Here is a 23,192-nt window from a genome sequence, read left to right as displayed (position 1 = left end):
CGCCGATGAGCGCGACGGCGTTCACACTGACGCTCTACCTCGTCGCGGCCGTCGTCGGTGCGGCACTCGCGTTTCGCGGTGGCGAGCTATTGGTGGAGGCGGCGGACAGTCTCGGCGCGTACTACGGCCTCCCGGCCGTCGTGCAGGGGGCCGTCGTCGCCGCCGTCGGGTCGAGTTTTCCCGAACTGTCGAGTACCGTCATCGCCGCGGTGCGGTACGGCGCGTTCGACATCGGCGTCGGTGCCGTCGTCGGGTCGGCGGTGTTCAACATCCTCGTCATCCCCGCCATCTCGGCGCTCGCCGGCGGCGGTTCGCTGGCGTCGAACCGCGACATCGTGTTCAAAGAGGCGCAGTTCTACCTGCTCTCCATCGCCGTAATCTTTCTGACCTTCACGTTGGCCGTCGTCTACGACGGCGCGCCCGACGGCGACGCGCTCTCCGGGACGGTGACGGCCGGACTCGCCGTCGCACCGCTTCTCCTGTACGGACTGTACATCTTCATCCAGTACCACGACACGCTCGACTACCGCTTCGAGTCGCCGTTCGGCGTCGACCCCGCGACGGTGAACGTCGAACGCGAGTGGATACGCCTCGTCGTCTCGCTCGCCGTCATCGTCGTCTCCGCGGAGTTGCTCGTCCGCGCCGCCGTCGGGTTCGGCGACGCCTTCGGTACCTCGACGTTTCTCTGGGGTCTCACCGTCGTCGCCGCGGGGACGAGCCTCCCCGACACGTTCGTGAGCGTCGTCGCCGCACGCCGCGGCAACGCCGACGTGAGCCTCGCGAACGTCCTCGGGAGCAACATCTTCGCGCTGTTGGTCGTCCTTCCCGCGGGCATCCTCGCGGCCGGGCAGGCGACTATCTCGCTCGGCACCGTCGTCCCGATGATGGGCTTTCTCGTCGTCGCGTCCGTCGCGTTCTTCGCCGTCCTGCGGACGGAGATGCGCCTCACGCGGAACGAAGCGTACCTCCTAATCGCCCTCTACGCCGGCTTCCTCTGTTGGTTGGTCGCCGAGAGCGTCGGCTTCACGTCGTTCGTCGGATAGCGGACGGTCTCCGTCGTCTCGGTTGCCGTCGTCTCGGTCGTTGGACCACGACCGGAGCGTCGGCGACCGGTCGTCGACGTCGGCGAGAAACCGCATCGTCGCCGTCGTGGCGGCGAGGCCGAGTCGAGCACCGAGCGGGACGCCCAGAGCGAGTCCGAGGACGCCGAGGTTGACCACGAGGAGCGTCGCGAACGGGGAGACCACCACGACGAACAGGACGTAACCGAGCGTGTAGGCGGCGTAGGGGCCGCCGTCGACCGCGAGTCCGTAACTCGCGCGGAGGGCGTCGACGAGGCCCGTCTCGCGGAGGGCGACGAGGAACGGGGCGGCGTAGAACAGGTAACCCAGAACGACGTACGCGACGAAGAGGAGGAGAACGAGCGGAAGGAGGCCACCGGACCCCGGGACCGTCCGGAATCCGCCGGTGGTGACGGCGAGTGCGCCGGTGGCGGCCGTCGGCACGCCCACCCAGACCGCCATCGGGGCGAGATACGCGAGGGCGTCGTCGACGAAACGCAGGTCCGTCTCCCCGTCGTCGAGGAGTCTGCGAACGCTTCCGAGGTAGCCACCGAGAAGCGGCGTCGTCACGACGAACGAGACGAAGAGGACGCTCAGCGAGGACGTGAGGTCGACGACGACACCCGACTGCGGGGTGCTGACGAACTGCCAGACGTTCTCCGCGGGCGAGGGGAACCCGAGGAAGTTGACACCGACGTGGAAGCCGTCCATCTCGGCCACGCTGGCGAGTTTGTCGACGGAGAACAGTGCGGTGAGGACGGGGACGAACGCCAACCAGACCGCGTCGGCGGAGCGTCGCCACCCGTCGGCGAGTCGGTCGGTGAAGGGAATCGAATCGGAGACCACAGTCGAGATGTCACGTCGAGAAGAATAGTCGTTTCGCTGTCGTGTTCGGGTCGCGGGGCGTACCGGTCGGCGGACGGCACGTCTCGCGGGCCGACGTGGTCAGGTCCGAATCTCGTATCCCATCTCGCGCAGTACGTCTCCGACGCGGTTCGTGTGGTCTCCCTGTAACTCGACGGCGTCGTCTTCGACCGTTCCGCCGCAGGCGAGTTTCCGCTTCAACTGGGATGCCACGTCGCGAAGTTCGCTCCCCGTGCGGTCGAACCCCGACACGACGGTGACGGCCTTCCCGTACCGGCGGGTGTCGACGTGGATGCTGAGTCGTTGCTGGGACTTCGCGAGGTCCTGGTCGATACCGAGTTCGTCCGGGAGACCGGCTATCGACGAGAGGTCGTCCTTCTTGGCCACGACCACTGTAGACGCCGAGAGGATATACCCGTTCGCCCCGCGTGTGCGGGCCGTGGGCGACCGACCGAGGTCACTGTCCAGTCGGACGGTACGGAGGACGGGACGGCCCGAAAAAGCCGACTCAGTCGCCCGGATGGTTGCCGCGCCCGTAGTGCGCCACCATTCGCCACATCGTCTTGTCGAGGTCTCCGTCCTCCGAAACGGAGACGAGTTGGCGGTACAGGCTGTCAGAGACGGTTATTTCGGGCATCGACACCGAGTACGATGGTCGAGGATTTAATAGTACTGTGAGACGGAATCGAGTAAATTGTCCCGTGCGAAGCCGTCGAGACGGGCGGCGCGCGGGGAGAATCAGACGCCGTCGCGGAGATAGACGACGTGTCGAGGTCGGGCGGACAGGAACGATGTGCGGGAATTAACACGCCGAAGGAACGTCAAGCGAAGTCATTGTTCCACGGAAGAGAGTCCATAATTCTGGAGTTTTGTTCGTCTTAACTCGTGTTATCGTAGGTAGAGTAATAGTGCACATCCGTGTGAATGTGATATAGTGAACTACAGAAGTGTATCCGAGCTGAACAGAGATGCACGCCAACTAGCTCGTGAGCTTCCGGATCGAATCGATCTGGTGGTTGGTATTCCTCGAAGCGGTCTTCTCGCCGCGAACCTCCTCTGTTTGAACCTCGACGTGCCGATGACCGACGTGGACGGACTGTGCGAGGGGCGCGTCCTCCAGACGGGCCACCGCTACGACGGCGAGGTCTCGTTCGACAATCTGGAGACGGTGCTGGTCGTCGACGACTCGGTCGACACGGGCAGACAGATGAAAGAGACGAAGGCGAGACTCGCGCAAGAGGACTTCGACTTCGACTTAGAGTTCGGGGCGATATACATCTCCTCGAAGGGACACCAGCACGTCGACCACTGGGTCGACGTCGTGAGCAAACCGCGCGTGTTCGAGTGGAACATGATGCATCACCCGATGCTCAAGTACTTCTGCGTCGACATCGACGGCGTCCTCTGCCGCGACCCGACGCGCGAAGAGAACGACGACGGTCCGCGCTACCGGGAGTTCCTGCAGACGGTCGAACCCCGCGTCGTCCCGAGCGAGAAGATCGGGTGGCTGGTCACGTGCCGACTCGAGAAGTACCGCGACGAGACCGAAGCGTGGCTGGACGAACACGGCATCGAGTACGAGAACCTCGTCATGATGGACGTGCCCTCGAAGGCGGCGCGTCAGCAACAGGGCGACCACGCGGAGTACAAAGCGGAGGTGTACAAGCAGACCGGCGCGGACCTGTTCATCGAGAGTTCGATGTCGCAGGCGGCCGAGATATGCGAGCGCTCGAAGAAGCCCGTCCACTGCTACGAGGCCAACGAGATGCTCAGCCCCGGACACATCGACCGGGCGTACGACAAGGGAACCGAGTACCTGACGCGACTCTCCGACAACCCCATCGGGTTCTCCACGAAGGCGGCGCGGTACGCGGTGAGCGAGGGGTACTACCTCGTCAGTCGACTCACCCAGAGCCGGTTCCGAAAGTAGCGTCGCGGCGGCGTCTCGGGACCTCCGAACTGCTCTCTTTTGGCTACCCTCTCTGGTTCACTCCTTTCGGACGCCGGAGCCGGAGGCTCGGGTTCGTCGTCGAGTGACCGGCGGAGAACGCGCGAACGCGACGGAGCGACCGCTCGGAACTGTGGTACAACGAAGTTAGATGGCTGGGGAGTTGTGCCCCCCAGACAGTGTCGGTCAGAGACCGACTGTCCTGGGCATGGGCCAACGCGGATTTGAACCGCGGACCTCCCGGTTATCAGCCGAGCGCTCAACCTGACTGAGCTATTGGCCCAGGTGAGCGCATTCAGTCGTTGTTCGAGGATTCGTTTAAGGGTTTCTTTTCGGCACGACTCCGTCGGGTGGTAGAGTGCGTCACGGCGACCCGACGACCCCGCGCAGGCGCTCGATTAGGAGTTGTCGTCGTTCGCGCGGCCGTAGTCTTCCGGGTCGAGGTTGACGACGTCGTCGTCGGGGAACCCACCGACCCAGACGTTCCCGCTGGCGAAGCCGTTCGTCTGCTTCTCTAAGTAGGGACGGACGACGAACCGCTTCAGGGCCTCGCGAATCGGGTAGCGCGTCACCGGGATGGCGAAGAGGAACCCGAGGAGGTCCGTGACGACGCCGGGCGTGAGGAGGAACGCACCCGCGGCGATGAGCAGGCCGCCGTCGAGCAGTTCGTTCGTCGGCAGTCCGCCCGTCGCCACCTTCCGCTGGAGTTTCGAGAGCGTGTGCCGGCCTTCGGCGCGGACGAGGAGCATCCCGACGAGACCCGTCAGGACGACGAGCATCACCGTGGCGGGGAACCCGATGGCTCCGGCCAGCGGAACCAATAGGAGCGTATCGAGGAGTGGAATCGCGAGGAGTGCCGCGATGACCCAGCGCGTCTGCATGGGCGTCCCTTTTCGGTCGTCGTTGATAGCCCTTTTGTCCCGCGCGAGCGTGACAGCGACCCGAGACGTCGCCGCTCCGAGTGCGGAGCGCGGAGCGCGGAGAGCCACCGCGCGGCGCGAACGCTCAGGACGTCAGTCGAGCGCCTCGAAGTCCTCGTCGCGAGAGACGTCGAGATACGGCTTCAGTCGAGTCGCCGTCTCGGTGAGCGTCAGCGTCCGTTCGTCGCGGCCGTACGAGACGACGTTCGCCTCCCGAAGTCGCGGGAGGTGCACGTGCTCTAACTCGACGTTGAGCGTCGTGACCGCGTCTCGTGGGACGTCGTCCACGTCGACGCCGCGCTCCCACGCCACCAGTTGCGACGCGAGTTCGTCTCGGTCGACGCTCCCCGACGCGTCGAACAGCAGATAGAGCGCGAGTCGGCGACGACGGTTGCTGAGAATCCGAAAGACGTCGTCCAACGAGAGCGTTCCCCCGTCGGCGAAGGGACGGACGGTCTGTTCTCTCTGCTCCTCGCTCGCGTCCTCGTTGGTTGTCTGCGTCATGTTGTACGAAGCACACTTCCAGTCGTGAATACAGCTACGTAGTAGGTGAGTCCATAAAACCCCTCCCAGCCGGCTTAACTCGTCGTTTCGTCGTGGTGTCGCGGCGTTGACGACTCCGGTACGGTCGACGTCGGCAGCGCGCGGCCACACACCTCGAAGGGCTTACCCGCCGCGGCCACCGACTCCGAGGCATGACGGACGACGAGACGCGCGTCGAGTGGCGCGAGTGGGGCCCGGAGGCGTTCGAGGCGGCCGCCGCGGCCGAGAAACCGCTGTTGCTCTCGCTGACGGCGACGTGGTGCGACGGCTGTCACGAGATGGACGTAGAGACGTACGCCGAACCGCGAATCGCCGCGAACGTGAACGACGACTTCGTCCCCGTGCGCGTCGACGTGGACCGACACCCGCGCGTCCGCGAGCGCTACAACATGGGCGGGTTCCCCTCGACGGTGTTCTGTACGCCGTCGGGAGAACTCGTCACCGGTGCGATGTACCTCGGCCCCGACGGGATGCGACAGGTGCTCGAACGGGTGCGCGAGACGTGGGCCGAGAAGGGAGCGAGTGCCGGGCGAGTGCCGCGCGCCCTCGCCGGGAACGACACGCCCGAGGGACCGGTCGACACCCACATCGAAGAACATCTCGCCGGGCAACTCGACGAGAAGTACGACGAACGGTTCGCCGGGTGGGGCGACGGGACGAAGTTTCCCCTCCCGCGGACGATAGAGTTCGCTCTCAAACGCTCGCGTCGGCAGGCCACCGAGACGCTCGCGACGATTCGCGAGACGCTGTTCGACGGCGTCGAGGGCGGGTTCTACCGCTACGCCGACGGCCGCGACTGGACCGACCCGCACCACGAGAAACTGCTGGACGCGAACGCCGCCCTCGTCCGCGCGTTCGCCAACGGCTACCTCTACACCGGCGACGACGGCCTCCTCGCGCCGGCGACGCGGACGCGCGACTTCCTCGTCGACCGACTCTGGAACGGCGGGGCGTTCGGCGGGAGCGTCGGGCCGGGCGACGGCGCGGACTACTACGGCATGGACGCGGAGGGCCGTGCGGACCACGCCGGACCGCGTCGCGACCTGACTGCCTACGCCGGTGCGAACGCGCTCACGGCCGACGCACTCCTGACGCTGACGGCGTACACCGACGACGAAACGGCGCGCGACTACGCGGTCAGGACGCTCGACTACCTCGACAGCCGACTCGTCGACGACGGCGTCGTGACGCACTTCGAGGCGGCGGAGACGACGGGCGAGCGTCTCCTGTTGGAGGACCACGCGCGAACCGTCGCCGCGTTCGTCCGCGCGCGACAGGTCGTCGGCGACGACGACTACCTCGACGTGGCGCGGGCCGTCGCCGACGCGGCCATCGCGGAACTCGGGACGGCGGGCGGCGCGTTCAGGGACGGCCCGGCCTCGGGCGAGGGACTGTTGGACCGACCGCTCCGCCCCCTCGACGCGAACGTCGAGATGGCCGACGCGCTCTGTGACCTCGCGGCGGCCACCGACGACGACCGGTACGACACCGCCGCCCGCGACGCCGTCGGCGCGTTCGCCGGCGCGTGGGACCGCATCGGCGTGCAAGTCGCGGGATACGGCTCCGTCGCCGCCCGCCTGACCCGGCCCACGCTCGTCGTCGCCGTCGGCTCCGAAGCGGGGTCGGACCTCCACCGCGCCGCACTCCGCGTCGCCGACCACGAGAAGGTCGTCCTCCCCGCGGCGGACGGCGTCGACGACGGCGAGGCGACCGTCCGCCTCGGCGACCGCCAGCGGACCGCGGACACACCGGACCAGTTGATGACGGCCGTCTCGGCACTCACCGACGACGTCTGACGAAGCGGCGAGACGCCGAAGCCAGTGAACCGGCAGGACGTGTAAACCCCCGCGAGTTTTTACGCGTGGGGTGAGACGAAGGGGTATGGCCAGCCTGCGGGACCTCGGATTGTCGGAGTACGAGGCGCGAGCGTATCGGTCGTTGCTGCGGACGGGCGCGACAACCGCGAAGGAGTTGTCGCGCGCCAGCGACGTCCCGATGGGGCGTATCTACGACGTCCTGAACAGCCTCGAACAACACAGCCTCGTTCGCAGTCAAGCCGCGAGTCGCCCGAAGAAGTACGTGGCCGTCGAACCCGACACGGCGTTAGACCGCCTGTTGGAGACGAAGCGCCGCGAGTTAGACGAGAAAGCCGAACAGTACCAGAGCGTCGTCGACGAACTCACCGACGAGTTGGAGACCGCAGAACCCGTCCAAGGGCAGTTCTGGACCGCGGCCGTCGGAATGGACGAATCGGTCGACTTACTCCTCGAGCGCCTCTCTGCGGCGGACGAGTCGCTCGTCATCGTCGCCGGAACGCTCTCGCCACAGTTCGACCTCGGAAACGTCGGCGAACTCGTCACCGAGGAACTGGAGGCCGCACTGGACCGCGGCGTCGACGTGTCGGTGTTGATGTCGCCGGACCTCGTCACGTCGCTCCCGCGGAGCGTCGGCGAACGCTACGTCGACCGACTAGAGAACCACCCGCAGTTCACCGTCCGGACCACGCCGCAACTGTCGGGGACGTTCAACCTCATCGACGACGTCGAGGTGTGCATCGAGGTTCCGAACCCGCTCGACCCCGGCGAGGCGTTCGCGATGATAGACCTGAAGGACGCCGACTTCGCCGCCGACGTCCGCGAGATGTTCGACCCCCGGTGGGAACGGGCCGAACCGCTCTCGCTGTCGAGCGTCGACGCCGACTAGACGTCTCTTCGACGGTCCGGGGACGGAAGAAGGCAGTGCGCACCGCGGTCGAGAGAGACGAACCGAAGGTCCGTGAGCGGGCGTCTCGCTACCGTTCGTGCATCTCGTCGCGGAGTTGTCCGAAGGTGACTTCGCGTTCGGCGTGCGCGTTGTGTTGGTGGATGGACTCGTCGTTCGACTGCTTCATGTGCACGACGGCGTCGTCTTCGAGGTGGTCGAACTCCGCGAGGACGCCATCGGCCATCGACCGCACGCAGTCCTCGACGAACTTCGCGTCGGCGTGGGCCTCGTAGGTCATGTGGTCTTCGTCCGGGCGCTTCGCGAGGTTGTAGATGCGCGCGGACATCGAGTCGCGCGCGACGTCCACGAGGTCCATGAGGTCGACGTCGGGCGACCCCTCCGTCTCTATCGTCAGCGTGGCGTGTCCGCGCTGTGAGTGGCCCGGTTGCGGGACTTTCTCTAAGAACTCTTCGACGGTGTCGTCGTCGACGCCGAGGTCACGCATCACGTCGCGGGCGCGGGAGGCGGACATCCCCTGCGAGCACGGACAGACCGTCATCCCGACGACTTTCGCACCGATCTCTTCGCGGGTCCCCTCGTCCGTCGCGACGGCGCTCGCGATGATGTCGATGGTGCTCTGCGTCTGGAGGTTCGAGGCGGGCGTGTCCTCGCGGACGATGAGTTCGGCGGTCATCCGAACCTCGGCCTTCGAGGTGTAGTCGTGCTTCGCGAGGAGTCGTTCCGCGGCGTCACCGCACATGTCCTCGACCCGGTACGTCGGTTCGGCGACGGCGTCTTCGAGGGTCTCGTCGATAACCTGCATGTTGCGGCTCATGTCGATGCCTTTCCGGCCGCCCGGGAGGTCGACGAACACCTCGAACTCCGCCATCAGAATCAGCGGGCGCTTCCCGTCGCGAGCGATCTTCACGAGTTTGTCGACGCCCGTCACACCGACTTGACTCAGTCCGACAGTCACGTCGGGTCGACTTGCCTGAACGTCAGGCAACTGGTGACTCATTGTAGAGACGGTAGGTGTGAGTTCGATTAATGCTTTCGCTACGGGAAGGTCACACGTGCGGAGATTCGGGCGTCTCGCCGCGTCTCGGACCCGATGCGGTCAGGGCCAGTCGTCTCGGCCGCCGGACTCGAAGGGGTCTTCCTCCGTCTCCTCGCCCGCGAGTTCCCAGTTGGCCGCTTCCGCGGCCTGTTCGAGGGGGAGGAACTCCCAGTCGGTCTCTGCTGCGAGTTCGCGGTCCTCTTCCGTCGTCCCGACGAACACGTGTCGGTCGGTGTCGAACTGCTGTTTGACGTTCTCGAGACTCTCCTTGACGCCGCGCGGCCCCGAGAAAAAGTCCTGACGGACGCGGTGCTTCCGGGTGAAGTTCGTGACCACGTACGTCGGCTTGTCGCTTACGACCCCGACGTACTCCGTCCACTGTCGCGCGTCGTTGAACACCGCGTTCGGGTCGGCGAGCGCCTTCAGCGCCGACAACTCGAACGCGAGCGTCATGTTGGTAGAACCGCCTCCGTCCATACACAGACGTGGTCGTGTGGGAGGCAAAGTCGCTTCGGTTCCAGCGGACGGGCGGTCGTCCGCACCGCGTCGCGTCGGCGGGCGTCAGCGGACGACGTAGTAGTCGGTGAATCGGACGACCTCTCCGACGCTCAACTCGGCGTCTCGGACTCGACCACGTTCGCTCTCGGCGGCCGCAGCGACGGCCCGCTGACCGCGTTCGGACAGTTGGTCGTAGTGCCGAACCGTCGCGTCCGGGTCGATGTCCGCCGCACCGGTTCGAACGACGGTGACGTCCGCCGTCGACTCGTCGTGCCTGCTGCCGCGCGCCGTTCGTGACATGTGGTGACAAATACCATGGTCGTCCATAAAGATTTGGGCGACGCTGTCGGGACAGAGACGAGACGAAAATCGAGAACCGCCGTTCGGGCGGGGCGGCGCTACTCCGCGGGGGCTTCTTCTTCGAGGTCGAGGTCCTCGATGTCGAACTGCTCTTGCATCAGCACGTCCTTCTGGTCGGCGACGACGCGTTCTTCGCGCATGAGCTTCTTGTACTTCGACTGCGGCGAGAGGTCGCCGATGAGGACGCCGCCGACGATTTTCCCGTCTTTGAACGCGAGACGACGCCACTCGGTGTCGGAGTGTTTGATCTCCGCTTCGTCGTCGCCGAGCGTCGGGTGACCGAACGAGAGGAACGGGAAGTCGAAGTGCGTGATGGAGTACGAGGAGACCCAGCGGAACTCCTCGGACTCGTAGTCGACCATGTTCTTCGCGGCGATGGTCCCCTGTTCCTTCGCGGAGCCCCACGCGCCGTTCTGGGCGCGTTCGCCGAGGATGACGTCGTGGAACTGGGTGATGTCGCCCGCGGCGAACACGTCCTCGTGGTTCGTGCGCATGTACTCGTCGACGATGATACCGTCGTCGCACTCGATGTCGGTGCCCTGCAGAATCTCCGTGTTGAAGTCGAGGCCGATGGCGATGCCGACAAAGTCGGCGTCGTACTCGTCGCCGTTGGGGTCGACTGCGGTGGTGACCTTGCCGTCGTCGTCCACCTCGAAGTGGTCGACGCCGGACTCGAAGACGGGCTCGACGTTTCGCTCGCGGAGTGCGTCGTGGATTATCTCGCCGCCCTCCGGCGAGAGCGCGTAGCGCCACCAGCAGTTACCGCGCATGAGGTACTTGCCTTCGACGCCTTGGGCGGCCGTGATGGCCGCGAGGTCGATGCCGAGGAGGCCAGCACCGACGACGACGGAACTGTCCGCCTCTTCCATGTGCGAGCGAATCTTGCGCGCGTCTTGGAACGTCCAGAAGTGGTGGACTCCCTCGGCGTCGGAGTTGTCGACGGGCAGTTGCGTCGGCGTGCCGCCGACGGAGACGAGCAGTTTGTCCCACGAGAGCACTTCGCCCTCGTGCGTCTCGATGGTGTGGCCGTCGGGGTCGACGTCCGTGACGAGGGTGTTGAGCTTCAGGTCGATGTCTCGCTCGTCGTACCACGAGGGGTCGTGGATGGAGATGGGCGCTTCCGGGAGTTTCCCCTTCGCGAACTCTTTGATCAGGATGCGGTTGTACAGCGCTTCACCCTCGTCCGTGACGACGGTGATGTCGGCGTCGGGTTCCTCCTCGCGGAGGGTTTCGGCGGCGGAACTCCCCGCGATACCGTCGCCGATGATGACGTACGACTGAGTCATATCCGGAAGCTTTGACGTCGGGGTTAATGTGAATTGCTATCCTCGTCATTCGTCTCACACCATCGAGAGGTCCGCGCCTCACGCTCCGGGCCGACGCTCCCGAGCCGTGTTCATCGCCCGCCGAGGGCGGCGACGATTCGGCGGAAGAAGATACCCGGAAGGGCGAACGTCACGGGAAGACCGACGAGAAACAGACCGGCGAACACCGCCGGACTTTGTATCGACGGGGCGACGAGGCTGGCGACAGCGCCGAACGCGAGTAGACAGGCGACTGAGAGGATGCAGTAGCAGACGAGCAAGACCACCGGGTCGCGGTGGGTCGGTGCGCCCGCCGCGTCGAGTTGCTCGCGGATGGTCTGTGGTCGAGGGGACGTCATCGCCACGTCCCGACGCGCCCAGAGATGATAATCGTGTTATGTTTTGTGTTTCGGCGTTCAGGCGAACCGGCGAGTTACGTCGTCGCGTTCACACCCGACGTGCCACCGGGCGCAGGCGAACAGGCGGAGTCTGTGGTCTACACGACTCACGACGCCGACGGCGACTGCCGGGACGGCGAACGCGACGGGGAGTCCCACGACCCAGAGCGCGAGAAACGTCACGGGGGGCGAGACGGTCGGTGCGAACAGTCCGGCGACGACTGCGAACGCGGTGAACGCCGCGAGCGTCGCCACCACGTCGACGACGGTGTCGAGCGCCCTCGTTCGGGGGCGGGGGCGGGCGGCGTCGAGGCCGAGTCGGGAAGCGGTGCAGTCGACCGGAGGGAGCTGTTTCGTCATCGTTCTCTCACGGATAGAGAGACGGGCGAGGACGTAAAAAGTGTAATCTGAATTATATTTTTGTTGACGAAGTTACTGAAATCGAGTTCAGTAACTCAGTCGAGGCGTCGGCGTTCGACGGCGACGACGTCCAACCGTTCGTCGAGCGTCACGCGGAGTTCTTCGCCGTCCAGCGGAACGTCGACGCGGACGCGCCACGGGTCGTCGTCCAGCACCGTCGTACGGTCGCCGACGCACCACTGGAACGTCCAGTGCGGACGCCCGCGCAAGTCGACGCCGTGCGTCGTGTGGAACCCGACGACGTCCGACTGGTCGAGGAGACTCAACCCGACGGGCGAGCGGATTCGGTGGTCACACTGCGCGCAGCGGTGGACCGAACAGACCGCCACGTCCAGCGGTGTCGTCTCCCGCGACAGCGTCGTCTCCATCCGACCGCCGCACTCGGGGCACACGCCGTCCGCGGCGAGGCAGTGGAGGTGGCGGATGCGCTGGTCGAACGCGTGCGCGACTTCCTCGTCGGACCGGTCGGTGAGTCCGCCCGGCGGAAACGGCGCGTGCGCGTGGAGTCGCTCGCAGTCGACGCATCCGACCGAGAGATGTTCGTCCCGGTACGACGCCGAGAGCGACCCGCCGCAGTCGGCGCAGTCGCCGGGGACGGCGAACGGTTCGACGGTGGGGTTCTCGGTGAAACTCCCCGAGAGGACGGCGCGGACGACTTTCTCGCCCGCGTGCCGGAAGTCGTACCCCGAGTCGGTCTTCCGGACGAACTGTCCCGTCAGTTGGCCGAGGTGGTAGTTGAACTGGGCGCTGTCTCGCATGCCGACACGGCGTCGCAACTCCGAGAACGTCACCGGGCGGTCCGGCGACTGCCAGAGGGCTTCGAGGATGGCCAGACGCGTCTCGTTGCCGACTGCGGCGAACGCCTCGGCGGGGGCGAGACAGTCCGTACAGTCGGTGAGGAGACGGTCCTCCGTCGCGTCGGTCTCGCTCATACGTGGTGTCATCACTCCGAGGAGCCAAATAATCAGCGCACGGACGGTCGGAGAGGCCCCCGAAAACGTCCGCGACGCGTACCCTTGAAGTCCGCTCGGTCCCAAGCGCGAGTGAGATGAAGATTCGACAGAACATCCGGCACTTCGCCGCCAAGAAGGCGCTGACGATGCCCGTCGTCGGCGACATCGCCACGCAGAAACTGGTGGACCTCCACGTGCGGGTGTTCGGGGAGAAGGCCGACCCGGCCCACAGAGAAGAGCGCGAACCCCACATGGAGGCGTTCTTCGACTGCACCTTCGACACGTACGTCGCCGCGTTGGAGGCGGGCTTTTCCGAGGCGGAGGCGCGGGAGATAACGCACGTGCAGGCCAACTTCGACTTCTACAACCACGGCTGGACCGAGATGATGGAGTTCCCGGCCGACGAACTGGAGGCGCACTACGACCGCTACGAGGACTTCTTCACCCGCTACGACATCACCATCGCGGACCCACTCGGCGACTTCCGCACGCGGGAGATTCCGGACGCGCCGTCGACGCCGGAGAAACTCGACGACCCGGTCCACCCCCACGCGGAGGGCGGGTTCGCCGACGACGTCTACGTCCAAGGCCAGGACGGTGAGGTGCGCGTCGGCGGGCAGGACGAACCCGACGACGTGGACGTGAGCGCCGCGCCCGGGATGCGAGACGCCGACACCGACGAGACGGAAGCGTAGTCGAGTCGCGACCCGGAGTTTTTCGAGAACGGCGAGACGGTCAGTCGTCGGTGCTCGGGGACGCTACCTGCGTGTCTGCTCGCGTCGACTCTACGATGCGGTCCGCACACTCGTAGCCCGCGACGATACCGCCGTTCAGCGACCGCTCGGGGTACTGCGCCGCCGAGGCCATCCCGGCGTAGTAGACGCCGTCCGCAACCTCGTCGCTCAGGTCGTAGGGCACGACCATGTCGAGGTAGCCGCGTTCGTAGATGGGACCGGCGCGGGGGTTGCGCGCGATGCGGAACTCCTCGACGGCGGAGCGGTCGAACTGCGGGAACATCGACGCTATCTCGTCGAACCAGACGTCCTCGACCTCCTCGTCGGACATCTGCCAGAGGTCTTCGTGCGGTCCTTGGACGTAACTGGCGACGTAGAGCAGGTGTTGGCCGCCGTAGCGCTCTTTCGGGACGAAGTTCGTGTGCTCGATGAGAGAGCCGAACGGGGCGTCGTGGGCGACGTTGAGCCAGTAGGTGTCCATCAGCGACTCCGACATCGTCGCGAGGCCGCAGACGGCCCCCTGGAACTCGATGTCGCACTCGTAGCCGGTCAGGTCTTCGAGGACGTTCGGCATCGCGGCGACGACGGCGGCGTCCACGTCGTGCGTCTCGCGACCTGTCTCCGTCTCGACGGTCATCGAACCCACCGCGTCGCCGTCCGTCTCCAACTCGGTGACGCGCGCGCCGGTGGTGATGTTCTCGCGGCCGACGGCGTCGACGAGAGCGTCCAACAGGGGCCGAAACCCGCCGTCGAAGTAGCCGAGAATCTCGCCGCGTAGCAAGTCGCGTTCGCCGCGGAAACGGACGCGTCCGAGGAACCACGCCGCCGAGATGTCGCCTTTCCTGTCGCCGAACTTGCCGTCGAGGAGGGGGTCGACGAAGTTGTCGTAGACGCCCTGCGTCGTGTGTTCGACGACGAAGTCGCGGATGGTGACGTGTTCGTACTCGCTCAGGTCGTCGTAGGCGTCGAAGTCGGGGATACCGCCGCGTACGTCGATTCCCTGCGTGAGCATCCCGAGTCGGAACTTGTCGTAGACGCTCATGTGCGGGTAGGCGGCTATCTGCCACGCGGTGTCGAGGGGGTGGACCACGCCGTCGACGTAGTAGGCGTTCTTGCCGATGCGCCAGTCGAGGCTGTCGCCGAGGCCCAACTCCTCGGCGAGTTCGACGATGGTCTCTTCGGACTTCGAGAGGTGGTGATAGAACTTCTCGATGTCGTCACCCGCCGTCTCGTAGACGGCCGCGAGGCCGCCGACGTCCTCCGTGGCCTCGAACACCTGCACCTCGTGCCCGTGTTGTCGCAAGCGATACGCTGCAGCGAGACCCGCGATACCGCCGCCGACGACGCCAATCATGCTCTCGCTTCGAGACGCCGTGGAAAATCGGTTCCGGTCGAATCGAGGGAGGTTTTATCCCGGACGGGAGAACAGAACAGATATAGGAAGATGGACTGGTCACAGAACTGGCAATTCGTGGCGCACGGACCGCCGCTGGTCCTCGCGTCGCTGGTCTTCGTGGGACTCGCGGTGTACCTGACGGGACGCCACGACGTCCGCGAGCGACTGCCAGAGGCCAACGTCGCGGTGTTGATTCTGCTGGCCGCGGGAATCTGGATCGGGGCGTACGGCTTCGAGACGCTTCGGACCGACTACGGGACGAAGGTGCTGTTGAACCGCGTCGCGTACCTCGGAAGCGCGACCCTGCCCGTCCTGTGGTACGAGTACGTGCGTCTCCACGCCGGCGGTGACCGCGAGTCGCCTCGGTGGCGGACCGTCGCCCTCTGGACGGTTCCCGCCGTGACGCTCGCGTTGGTGTTCACGAACGGCGGGATGCACTCGCTCGTCTGGGAGGCCGTCTACCTCGACGACACCGGCGGCTTCGTCTCGCTCATCAACGACCACGGCCCGGCGTTCTACGGCTTCATCCTCTTCGCGTACGCGCTCATCTTCGCCGGGATGGCTCGTCTGGTGGGCGTCGTTCGCACGACGACCGGCGCGCGGCAGACACAGGAGTTGTCGCTCCTCTTGGGCGCGGCGCTCCCCACCGTCGGTGGTGCCGTGTACGTCGCGCCGTGGAACCCGTTCCCGTCGCTGAACCTCCCGGCCATCGCGTTCGCCGCGGCGGCGGGCACGGTGGCGTGGAGCGTCGTTCGGCACGGCCTGTTCACGCTGGTCCCCATCGGGTGGCAGGCCGTCGTCGACCAACTGGACGAAGCGGCCATCGTGCTCGACACCAACGGCTGCGTACTGGAGTTCAATCCCGCGGCCGAGGCGTACCTGTCGGACCCCGCCGACGCGCACGGCCGGGACGGACGCGACGTGCTCCACCCGACCATCGCCACCGCGGCGTGGACGCGCGGAGACGGTGGTCTCCGGGCGAAAGCGGGCGAGTTGCGGACGGAGGATGAATCGAGAACGGCGGACGGATTGCGGACGACGAGCGGATTGGGGACGGCGAACGGGCCGGGAACGGCAGACGATTCGGGGGCCGCGACGCCCGCCTCGTCGGTTCGGGACGGCGACCCGGTCCTCACGCGGACGCTCGAACGACCCGACGGCGACGTGCGCCACCTGGAGATCGAGCGCTCGCCGCTGGAGAGCGGCGGTCGGCGGGTCGGGTCGCTCGTCCTCGTCAGAGACGTGACGTCTCGCCACCGCCGCGAGATGCGTCTGCAGGCGCAGAACGAGCGTCTCGACCAGTTCGCGAGCGTCGTCAGCCACGACCTCAGGAACCCGCTCAACGTCGCCCGCGGCTACACCGAGTTGGCGCGAGAGACGCGCGAGGGGGGACACTTCGACCGGGTCGAAGAGGCGCACGAACGCATCGAACGCATCGTCACGGACCTCCTCGTCCTCGCCCGCGAGGGGGACGCGCTCGGAACGGTCGAGTCGGTGTCGCTGTCGACGGCCGCGAGGACGGCGTGGCAGTCCGTCGACACCACGGCCGGGGAGACGGGTGACGGGGTGACCGCCTCACTCGTCGTCGCCGACGAGACGACGCTCGAAGCGGACGCCGGACAACTCCGACATCTGTTCGAGAACCTGTTTCGGAACTGCGTGGAACACGGTTCGGCGGACGGTCGGACGACGGACCTGACCGTCGAAGTCGGCGCGCTTCCGGAGGGCGGATTCTACGTCGAGGACGACGGCCGGGGAATCCCCCCGGAGACCCACGAGAGAGTCTTCGAGCGAGGGTTCAGCACCGGCGAGGACGGAACCGGCCTCGGGTTGGCCATCGTCGAGCAGATAGCCGCCGCACACGGGTGGGAGGTACGCGTCGGTGCGGCGACGAACGGCGGCGCGCGCTTCGAGTTCTCGCCCGCGGATTGACATCCTCCCCGCATTAAAGCGCGAGGATTCCTCCGTTGGGGGTTCGGCTACCGACCCACGGAGGCAACTTGCGGGTTCGTGCGCACTTCTTTGGGACTTTCGTGAGGGTGTGGTTTCCCCGACCAATCGTGGTCGTCCCACTCGAATCGCACGGGCCGTGCCATCGGCCTGATTTCCCTATCGCTATTTTCCCGAAGGAACGTCTCTGACGCCGTGAGGTCGGCGTGCCCCTCAAAGCCACATGGACACGTCAGTGTATCCTCATGGCGAACCGTCTCCTTGTGGTCGCCACACTCAGGACACGTCTGACTCGTCCACGCTTCCGACTCGGCTTCGAGAGAGATGCCGTACTCCTCACAGACGCACGCGAGACGGTGGATGAACTTCTTGAACGCCCAGAAGTTGTGCGTCTTCTCGTTCGCCCTGACCGACCAATGCGTTTCCAGCACGTCGGTCAAATCACCCACGTACACCGTCGCCACGCCCTCGTCGTGCAGTCGTTCAACGAGGTTGCGTACTAGCGCGTTCTGTGCGTGGTCACGGCGTTTCGTCCGCTGTCGGTACAGCCGTCGAATCCGTTTGGAACTGTAGCGTCCCTCTCGGAGTTTCGACTGTAGACGGGCGATTTCGTCGGTCGTCTCGCGGAACCGTCCGAACAACGCTCGACCATCGTAGAGGTATTGGTTCCCAGTAGTCGTGGCACAGGCGACGAGGTTGTTCGCGCCAACGTCGAGGGCGGCTTCTTCGGAAGCCAGTGGTGAATCCAGTCGAGAATCAGGTTCGGTGACTGGTTGAAAAGCCCTGAACGTGTCGCTCACCTCGTCGTACTCAAGTTCCAGACGGCCCTGTTTGCCATCCCATTTCGGGTTGCCTCGGACTTCGAGGCGGAGACGTTCGTGGTAGCCGAGTCCGTATTCGTCTTTCAGTTCTTGCCCGACTGGGATTTCGAGACGGCTACGCTTGCCCCATACAATCGTGTACTGGTTGCATCGGATGCAGGTGCGGAGTTCGCGTCCGTCCTTCTCGTTGCCCCAGTACGACGGTGGATTGGCGTACTCGCCTTTCTCCTTGAGAGCGAAGAACGACCGCCACGCTTCGCTGTTCTTGCGCGTGACCTGTTGGACGGTCGCGCTTCCGACAACGCCGTTGTAGCGTCCTCGGTACTCGGAGGTATCCCACACGTCGCCGTCCCCGAAGTAGTTCTGACGACGTTCGTAGGTCAATTCGTTCCACAGCGAGGCGGAGGCGTCGAGTAGCCGTAGAAGGCACTCTTTGTCGTTCTTGGTCTGTGGGACAATCTCGAAGGTGTTGACGCGCTTCATCCGCCGTCACCCTCCTGTTCAGCGATGTAGCGTTCGACAGCGCCCTTCGAGGCACTTCCCGCTGTTCCGACGTAGTAGGAACGAGTCCACTTCACGCGGTCGTCGTAGCGTTGGTTGTACTTGCGGGCGGAGATACCCTTGACCCAGTTGACAATGAGGGATGGGGCGTTCTTGGGTGGACTCCCGATAAACAGGTGTACGTGGTCGGGCATGACCTCGGACTCAGCCAGTTCGAGGCCCTTGTCCTCACAGATTTCCGCGAAGATGGTTTCGAGACGTTCCTTCGTCTTCCCCGTCAGGTGAGAACGCCGACATTTCGGCACGAACACTATGTGGTAATAGAGTTCGTATTTCGCGTGACGGGTACTCTTTACCATCTATGCATACTATCACGGTCGGACGGCTTAAAGACTGCGTTGGAACCTCGTCTATGCCATCGTCGGCGGTTGAATACTGTTGGTCGGCTTCATCCCCGCCCTGAAGGGCGAGGCTTTCGCCTCGAATTTTCCGTAATTCTTCGCTTCGCTACCTTTTTACCCGCCGTTGGGGAAGAAACGCTCCATGGAGACGGTCAAGGCACCCGCGACGAGCGCGAATCTCGGAAGCGGGTTCGACGTGTTCGGCGTGGCCCTCGACCGTCCTGCGGACGTGATTCGCGTCGAACGTGCGTCGGAGACGACTATCGAGGTGACGGGCGTCGGGAGCCAGTACATCCCCGAGGACCCGGACAAGAACGTCGTCGGTGCCGTCGCCGAGGCACTCGACGCCCCGGCGCGTATCCGCATCGACAAGGGCGTCAGGCCTTCTTCGGGTCTCGGTTCGTCCGCGGCCAGTTCGGCCGGTGCCGCCCTCGCGCTGAACGCCCTGTACGACCGGGGCTACTCGCGTTCGGAACTCGTCCCCATCGCCGCCGAGGGAGAGGCCGTCGTCTCGGGCGAGGCGCACGCCGACAACGTCGCTCCGGCGCTTCTCGGCGGGTTCACCGTCGCCCGCGAGGGTGCGGTCACCACCGTCGAGACGGACATCTCGCTCGTCGCCTGCCTGCCAGAGATAGCCGTCTCGACGCGCGACGCCCGCCGCGTCGTCCCCTCCCGCGCGGAGATGGACGACGTGGTCCACACCGTCGGGTCGGCGGCGACGCTCACCGTCGGCATGTGTCGCTCCGACCCCGAACTCGTCGGCCGCGGGATGGACGAACGACTCGTCACGCCCGCACGCTCGGAACTCATCACCGGGTACGGCGGCGTCCGGTCGGCCGCACTCGACGCCGGCGCGACGGGCGTCACCGTCTCCGGTGCGGGTCCGTCCGTCCTGGCCGTCTGTTACCGCCGTGACCGCCGCCGCGTCGCCGCCGCGATGCTCGACGGCTTCGACGACGCCGGCGTGCAGGCCCGCGCCTACCAGACGAGCGTCGGCGAGGGTTCCGTCCTGTTCTGAAGCGAGGCGACGGGATACCGCCGTCTCCGAAATCGACGCCGAGGAGTCCTGTGTTGACCGCTAGCGTGCGGAGAGTGAACACGTCTTCGAGCAGATACTTCACGTCCGACAACCTACGTGTAGTCGATGAAACAGGCACTCGTCGTCGTCACTCCCGGTGAACGCGGCCGTCGTCTCGTCCGCGAAGCGGGAGCGTACGCAGAAGGCACAGACACGGAACTCGTCCTCCTGACCGTCGTCCCCGAAGACGAGTTCGAGGAGCGTCGGCGCGCCGTCGCGAGCATCGGGTCGTCGGACGCCATCTACTCGCTCGAACAGGCCGCGGAGGCCGGAGAGCGCGAAGCGATGGAGATAGCGGACGACGTCCTCGGCGACGTCGACGTGAACTACCGACCCATCTGGACCGTCGGGCGCGAAGCCGACACCATCCTCGACGTGGCCGAACAGGAGGGCGTCGACCACGTCTTCCTCGGCGGCCGCCGTCGCTCCCCGACCGGGAAGGCACTGTTCGGCGACGTGGCCCAGAAGGTTCTTCTGAGCTTCGACGGCCCGGTGACACTCGTGATGGGCGAAGACACCGTCGAGTCGGAGTCGAAGGCGGCGTCGAACGCGAACACGCCGGCGTAGACGACGCTCACCACCGAGCGCAGACAGCGAAATCGAGAGTTCGAGAGAAGAACGGTCGGCTTAGACGCCGCGGCCCTGCAGTTTCTCTTCTTCGGGCATGTCCTGGTTCGACTGGCCCTTCATCCCCTTGCCGATACCGGAGGCGATGGAGGCGAGTTCCTCGGGGTCGTCCCAGTTGTTGACCGCCTCGACGATGGCCTTGCCCATGCGTTCTGGGTCCTCCGCGCCGAAGATACCGGACCCCACGAAGATACCGTCGCACTCGTGGTACATCATGAGCGCCGCGTCGGCGGGCGTCGCGATGCCGCCGGCGGCGAAGTTGACGACGGGGAGACGGCCCATCTCGGCCGTCTCGTGGACGAGTTCGGCGGGCGCTTCGTGCTCGCGGGCCCACTTCTCGCGCTCGTCGTGGTACAGACCCGTCAGCGTGCGAATCTGGTTTTTGATGGTGCGCTGGTGGGTGACGGCCTGGTTCACGTCGCCCGTGCCGGCCTCGCCTTTCGTGCGAATCATCGCGGCGCCCTCGTCGATGCGGCGGAGGGCCTCGGGGAGGTTCCGCGCGCCGCAGACGAACGGGGCCGTGAACTCGCGCTTGTCGATGTGGTACTCGTCGTCGGCGGGCGTCAGCACCTCGCTCTCGTCGACCATGTCGACGCCGAGCGATTCGAGAATCTGCGCCTCGGTGTAGTGGCCGATACGCGCCTTCCCCATCACCGGGATGGAGACGGCGTCGATTATCTCGGAGACTTTCTCCGGGTCCGGCATCCGAGAGACGCCGCCGCGCTTTCGGATGTCGGCGGGAACCGCTTCGAGCGCCATGACGGCCACCGCACCGGCCTCCTCGGCTATCTTGGCCTGTTCGGCGTTCACCACGTCCATGATGACGCCGCCCTTCTGCATCTGCGCGAATCCGCGCTTGACGAGTTCCGTCCCGCGGCGGAGTTCCTCCAAGTCGGTCTCTTCGGGCATATCCGAAGGTTACGGACGGACGTACTTAAGGCCAACCGGTACGGCAGCGCTGCCCGGTTCGGGGTCCACGAGACTGGCGTATATCGCCGTCGGTCTATCGTACCGTCTGCAGTTTTTCACTCACTCGACCGCACGCAGTCGGGCGGTCGGATGAGCAATCGGTTGCAGTCGGGCCAATCGCCACGGCTTTGTATCGCTCGTCCCTGCCTCATCCATGGCCACGTCCACCGGACTCCGCCGCCTGTTCGACGGCGACGGACTCCCCGACGCAGACCGACTCCCGTGGTGGCTCTCACCGCTCCCGACGTGGGTGGAGAACGCCGGTCTCCGCCTCGTCTGGGTCGTCGTCGCTATCAACCTCCTCGGGACGGCGTTCGGCTTCTGGTACTACGGCTTCCACCCGCTTCCGCTCTCGGACCCCCTGATAACGTGGCAGTTCGCGAGCGAACCCGTCGTCATGTGGCCGTTCGTCCCCGACAGTCCCGTCGCGACGCTGTTCATCGCCCTCGCGTTCGCCCTCTGGAAACTCGACAGACCGAACGAGTACGTCACCGCCCTCGCCTTCTTCGGGTGCTGGAAGTTGGGGCTGTGGACCCCGTTCGTCCTCGCGACGTTCTCCGAGGCGTTCCTCGCCGGGACGCCGCTTCTGATGTACCTCTTCTTGTTCTTCAGCCACCTCGCGATGGTCGTTGAGGCGTTCGTCCTCCACCGCATCTCGGACTTCCCCGTTCGCGCCGTCGCCGTCGCCGTCGTCTGGTACGGCTTCAACGACGTCGTGGACTACTTCGTCCCCATCGTCGGCGACCCCCACCACACGTCGCTTCCCCTCGCGGACGGGACGGTGGTCTGGGGGACGACGGTCCTACAGATAGCCGCCGCCGGTGCCGTCGTTCTGACGCTCGTCGCGACGTTCTTCGCGCTGGCGACGCGGGTGAAGAAGTTGGAGTCGCGGGCGAGTCTTCGGTGACGCGCGTTCGGCGCTAGAAGTCGTCTGCAGAACGCGACAGCAACACCCGTCTGAGGACGGTGTCGGCGGCGCGGCGGACGCGTTCGGAGGCGGCCTGCTGGCTGATGCCGAGGTCCTCCGCAACCTCGGTGAGCGTCACGCCGCGCGGGACCTCGAAGTACCCTCCTTCGACGGCCGAGACGAGCGCTTCGAGTTGCTCTGGGGTGACGTCGAAGTTGTACTTCGAGTCGTACTCCTCTTCGAGGGTGTAGATTCGCTCGACGTGGAAGTCGATGCCGTACTCGCGGCAGCTGTTGTGGAAGTCGCGGAGCCCCCGGTGGTCTTGAAACCGGATGCGGAACGACCACTGGTGGTTGCCCGACGCTTCGAGAATCGTCGCGTCGCTGGCGGCGATGATTTCGGTGAGACTCGACGCCGTCTCGCCCCAGATGACGTGGTAGAGCACCTTGTCGCCGATGCGGGTGAGCGCGTTCAACTCCTCGACTAACTTATCCTCTCGAACCGAGCGCTCGAACGTCTCGAAGTCGGTCCCCGAGGCCCAGAAGAACGGCATCACGCTCCCCGTCGTCGGCACGACTCGTTCGAGTTCGATGTGGACGCCGGAGGCTACTTGGGTGACCCGTCCGAGGTCGAACGACTCCGCGTCGATGAGAAAGTGTGCGACAACGGCCATCGGAGTAGAGACACAGAGCCACTACTTGAACCCCATGACTGAACAAGCAGTATTTTGAGAATGAATAAAACCGTGTTCCGATACGGGAGTCAGGCGTGGGGGTACT

General features: G+C 65.5%; 26 protein-coding genes and 1 tRNA gene. 9 read left to right on the top strand and 18 right to left on the bottom strand.

The window, feature by feature from the left end; all coding sequences use genetic code 11:
• Positions 1–5 precede the first annotated feature (5 nt).
• Complete coding sequence (locus BM282_RS10440) at positions 6–1,043, top strand: sodium:calcium antiporter (protein ID WP_089880422.1); 1,038 nt, start codon at positions 6–8, stop codon at positions 1,041–1,043.
• On the opposite strand, the gene BM282_RS10435 is transcribed toward BM282_RS10440, so the two are convergent.
• The 3 genes from BM282_RS10435 to BM282_RS18945 form a co-directional block, all read right to left on the bottom strand.
• Positions 969–1,907: a hypothetical protein gene (locus tag BM282_RS10435; RefSeq protein ID WP_089880419.1), complete on the bottom strand. Its 939-nt coding sequence runs from the start codon at positions 1,905–1,907 to the stop codon at positions 969–971. The genes BM282_RS10440 and BM282_RS10435 overlap by 75 nt on opposite strands.
• A gap of 99 nt (positions 1,908–2,006) precedes the next feature.
• Positions 2,007–2,312 carry a stress response translation initiation inhibitor YciH gene (yciH, locus tag BM282_RS10430; RefSeq protein ID WP_089881132.1) on the bottom strand — a complete coding sequence of 102 codons (306 nt, stop codon included), beginning with the start codon at positions 2,310–2,312 and terminating at the stop codon, positions 2,007–2,009.
• 121 nt (positions 2,313–2,433) lie between these two features.
• A complete protein-coding gene (locus BM282_RS18945; protein WP_281244794.1) occupies positions 2,434–2,562 on the bottom strand; it encodes a hypothetical protein in 129 nt (42 codons plus the stop codon).
• A gap of 297 nt (positions 2,563–2,859) precedes the next feature.
• On the opposite strand from BM282_RS18945, the gene BM282_RS10425 reads away from it, so the two are divergent.
• Positions 2,860–3,855, top strand: coding sequence for a phosphoribosyltransferase family protein (locus tag BM282_RS10425; RefSeq protein WP_089880408.1), 996 nt, complete (start codon positions 2,860–2,862; stop codon positions 3,853–3,855).
• A gap of 227 nt (positions 3,856–4,082) precedes the next feature.
• Here the strand turns inward: BM282_RS10425 and BM282_RS10420 are convergent.
• The 3 genes from BM282_RS10420 to BM282_RS10410 all read right to left on the bottom strand — a co-directional run bounded on the left by BM282_RS10420 (position 4,083) and on the right by BM282_RS10410 (position 5,297).
• Positions 4,083–4,156, bottom strand: a tRNA-Ile gene (locus BM282_RS10420).
• Positions 4,157–4,271: 115 nt separating this feature from the next.
• Positions 4,272–4,754: an FxsA family protein gene (locus BM282_RS10415; RefSeq protein ID WP_089880405.1), complete on the bottom strand. Its 483-nt coding sequence runs from the start codon at positions 4,752–4,754 to the stop codon at positions 4,272–4,274.
• A 132-nt stretch (positions 4,755–4,886) separates the two neighbouring features.
• Positions 4,887–5,297: a DUF7344 domain-containing protein gene (locus BM282_RS10410; RefSeq protein WP_089880402.1), complete on the bottom strand. Its 411-nt coding sequence runs from the start codon at positions 5,295–5,297 to the stop codon at positions 4,887–4,889.
• Between the two features lie 191 nt (positions 5,298–5,488).
• Between BM282_RS10410 and BM282_RS10405 the strand changes: the two genes are divergently transcribed.
• Together BM282_RS10405 and BM282_RS10400 are read left to right on the top strand one after the other, a co-directional pair.
• Positions 5,489–7,132, top strand: a complete 1,644-nt coding sequence (locus tag BM282_RS10405) for a DUF255 domain-containing protein (RefSeq protein ID WP_089880399.1) — start codon at positions 5,489–5,491, stop codon at positions 7,130–7,132.
• Between the two features lie 85 nt (positions 7,133–7,217).
• The gene (locus tag BM282_RS10400; RefSeq protein ID WP_089880396.1) at positions 7,218–8,039 is read left to right on the top strand and encodes a TrmB family transcriptional regulator; all 822 of its coding nucleotides are present in this window, start codon (positions 7,218–7,220) and stop codon (positions 8,037–8,039) included.
• Positions 8,040–8,127: 88 nt separating this feature from the next.
• Here BM282_RS10400 and mptA read toward each other — a convergent pair whose 3' ends face one another.
• The 7 genes from mptA to BM282_RS10365 form a co-directional block, all read right to left on the bottom strand.
• Positions 8,128–9,057, bottom strand: a complete 930-nt coding sequence (gene mptA / locus BM282_RS10395) for a GTP cyclohydrolase MptA (RefSeq protein WP_089880393.1) — start codon at positions 9,055–9,057, stop codon at positions 8,128–8,130.
• A 99-nt stretch (positions 9,058–9,156) separates the two neighbouring features.
• Complete coding sequence (locus BM282_RS10390; RefSeq protein WP_089880390.1) at positions 9,157–9,573, bottom strand: DUF7124 domain-containing protein; 417 nt, start codon at positions 9,571–9,573, stop codon at positions 9,157–9,159.
• An 84-nt stretch (positions 9,574–9,657) separates the two neighbouring features.
• Entirely contained in the window at positions 9,658–9,894 is a 237-nt protein-coding gene (locus tag BM282_RS10385; protein ID WP_089880387.1) for a hypothetical protein, read from the bottom strand.
• Between the two features lie 98 nt (positions 9,895–9,992).
• Positions 9,993–11,240, bottom strand: a complete 1,248-nt coding sequence (locus BM282_RS10380; protein WP_089880384.1) for an NAD(P)/FAD-dependent oxidoreductase — start codon at positions 11,238–11,240, stop codon at positions 9,993–9,995.
• 110 nt (positions 11,241–11,350) lie between these two features.
• Entirely contained in the window at positions 11,351–11,617 is a 267-nt protein-coding gene (locus tag BM282_RS10375; protein ID WP_089880382.1) for a hypothetical protein, read from the bottom strand.
• A gap of 57 nt (positions 11,618–11,674) precedes the next feature.
• Entirely contained in the window at positions 11,675–12,016 is a 342-nt protein-coding gene (locus BM282_RS10370; protein ID WP_089880378.1) for a hypothetical protein, read from the bottom strand.
• 95 nt (positions 12,017–12,111) lie between these two features.
• Positions 12,112–13,008, bottom strand: coding sequence for a winged helix-turn-helix domain-containing protein (locus BM282_RS10365; RefSeq protein ID WP_089880375.1), 897 nt, complete (start codon positions 13,006–13,008; stop codon positions 12,112–12,114).
• 116 nt (positions 13,009–13,124) lie between these two features.
• Here BM282_RS10365 and BM282_RS10360 point away from each other — a divergent pair, with 116 nt between their 5' ends.
• The gene (locus BM282_RS10360; RefSeq protein ID WP_089880373.1) at positions 13,125–13,724 is read left to right on the top strand and encodes a DUF6149 family protein; all 600 of its coding nucleotides are present in this window, start codon (positions 13,125–13,127) and stop codon (positions 13,722–13,724) included.
• A 40-nt stretch (positions 13,725–13,764) separates the two neighbouring features.
• On the opposite strand, the gene BM282_RS10355 is transcribed toward BM282_RS10360, so the two are convergent.
• The gene (locus tag BM282_RS10355) at positions 13,765–15,117 is read right to left on the bottom strand and encodes an NAD(P)/FAD-dependent oxidoreductase (RefSeq protein WP_089880370.1); all 1,353 of its coding nucleotides are present in this window, start codon (positions 15,115–15,117) and stop codon (positions 13,765–13,767) included.
• 117 nt (positions 15,118–15,234) lie between these two features.
• Here BM282_RS10355 and BM282_RS10350 point away from each other — a divergent pair, with 117 nt between their 5' ends.
• The gene (locus BM282_RS10350) at positions 15,235–17,091 is read left to right on the top strand and encodes a histidine kinase N-terminal 7TM domain-containing protein (RefSeq protein ID WP_245758340.1); all 1,857 of its coding nucleotides are present in this window, start codon (positions 15,235–15,237) and stop codon (positions 17,089–17,091) included.
• 47 nt (positions 17,092–17,138) lie between these two features.
• Here the strand turns inward: BM282_RS10350 and BM282_RS10345 are convergent, their stop codons facing one another.
• Together BM282_RS10345 and tnpA are read right to left on the bottom strand one after the other, a co-directional pair.
• A complete protein-coding gene (locus tag BM282_RS10345; protein WP_089880366.1) occupies positions 17,139–18,413 on the bottom strand; it encodes an RNA-guided endonuclease InsQ/TnpB family protein in 1,275 nt (424 codons plus the stop codon).
• Positions 18,410–18,790: an IS200/IS605 family transposase gene (gene tnpA / locus BM282_RS10340; protein WP_089880364.1), complete on the bottom strand. Its 381-nt coding sequence runs from the start codon at positions 18,788–18,790 to the stop codon at positions 18,410–18,412. The genes BM282_RS10345 and tnpA overlap by 4 nt, the downstream gene beginning before the upstream one ends.
• A gap of 184 nt (positions 18,791–18,974) precedes the next feature.
• Here tnpA and BM282_RS10335 point away from each other — a divergent pair, with 184 nt between their 5' ends.
• Positions 18,975–19,850, top strand: coding sequence for a homoserine kinase (locus BM282_RS10335; RefSeq protein WP_089880361.1), 876 nt, complete (start codon positions 18,975–18,977; stop codon positions 19,848–19,850).
• A 126-nt stretch (positions 19,851–19,976) separates the two neighbouring features.
• Complete coding sequence (locus BM282_RS10330) at positions 19,977–20,477, top strand: universal stress protein (RefSeq protein ID WP_089880358.1); 501 nt, start codon at positions 19,977–19,979, stop codon at positions 20,475–20,477.
• A 60-nt stretch (positions 20,478–20,537) separates the two neighbouring features.
• Here BM282_RS10330 and pdxS read toward each other — a convergent pair whose 3' ends face one another.
• Positions 20,538–21,446, bottom strand: coding sequence for a pyridoxal 5'-phosphate synthase lyase subunit PdxS (gene pdxS, locus BM282_RS10325; RefSeq protein ID WP_089880355.1), 909 nt, complete (start codon positions 21,444–21,446; stop codon positions 20,538–20,540).
• 214 nt (positions 21,447–21,660) lie between these two features.
• Between pdxS and BM282_RS10320 the strand changes: the two genes are divergently transcribed.
• Entirely contained in the window at positions 21,661–22,413 is a 753-nt protein-coding gene (locus BM282_RS10320) for a DUF1405 domain-containing protein (protein ID WP_089880353.1), read from the top strand.
• Positions 22,414–22,426: 13 nt separating this feature from the next.
• Here BM282_RS10320 and BM282_RS10315 read toward each other — a convergent pair whose 3' ends face one another.
• Positions 22,427–23,086 (bottom strand): helix-turn-helix domain-containing protein, encoded by a 660-nt coding sequence (locus tag BM282_RS10315; protein ID WP_089880350.1) that lies wholly within the window; start codon positions 23,084–23,086, stop codon positions 22,427–22,429.
• Positions 23,087–23,192: the final 106 nt, after the last annotated feature.

It is taken from the genome of Halogeometricum limi, assembly GCF_900115785.1.
In the GTDB taxonomy this organism is placed as follows: domain Archaea; phylum Halobacteriota; class Halobacteria; order Halobacteriales; family Haloferacaceae; genus Halogeometricum; species Halogeometricum limi.
The sequence above is the reverse complement of the archived record's forward strand: the minus strand, read 5'-3'. Positions and strand labels throughout refer to the sequence as shown.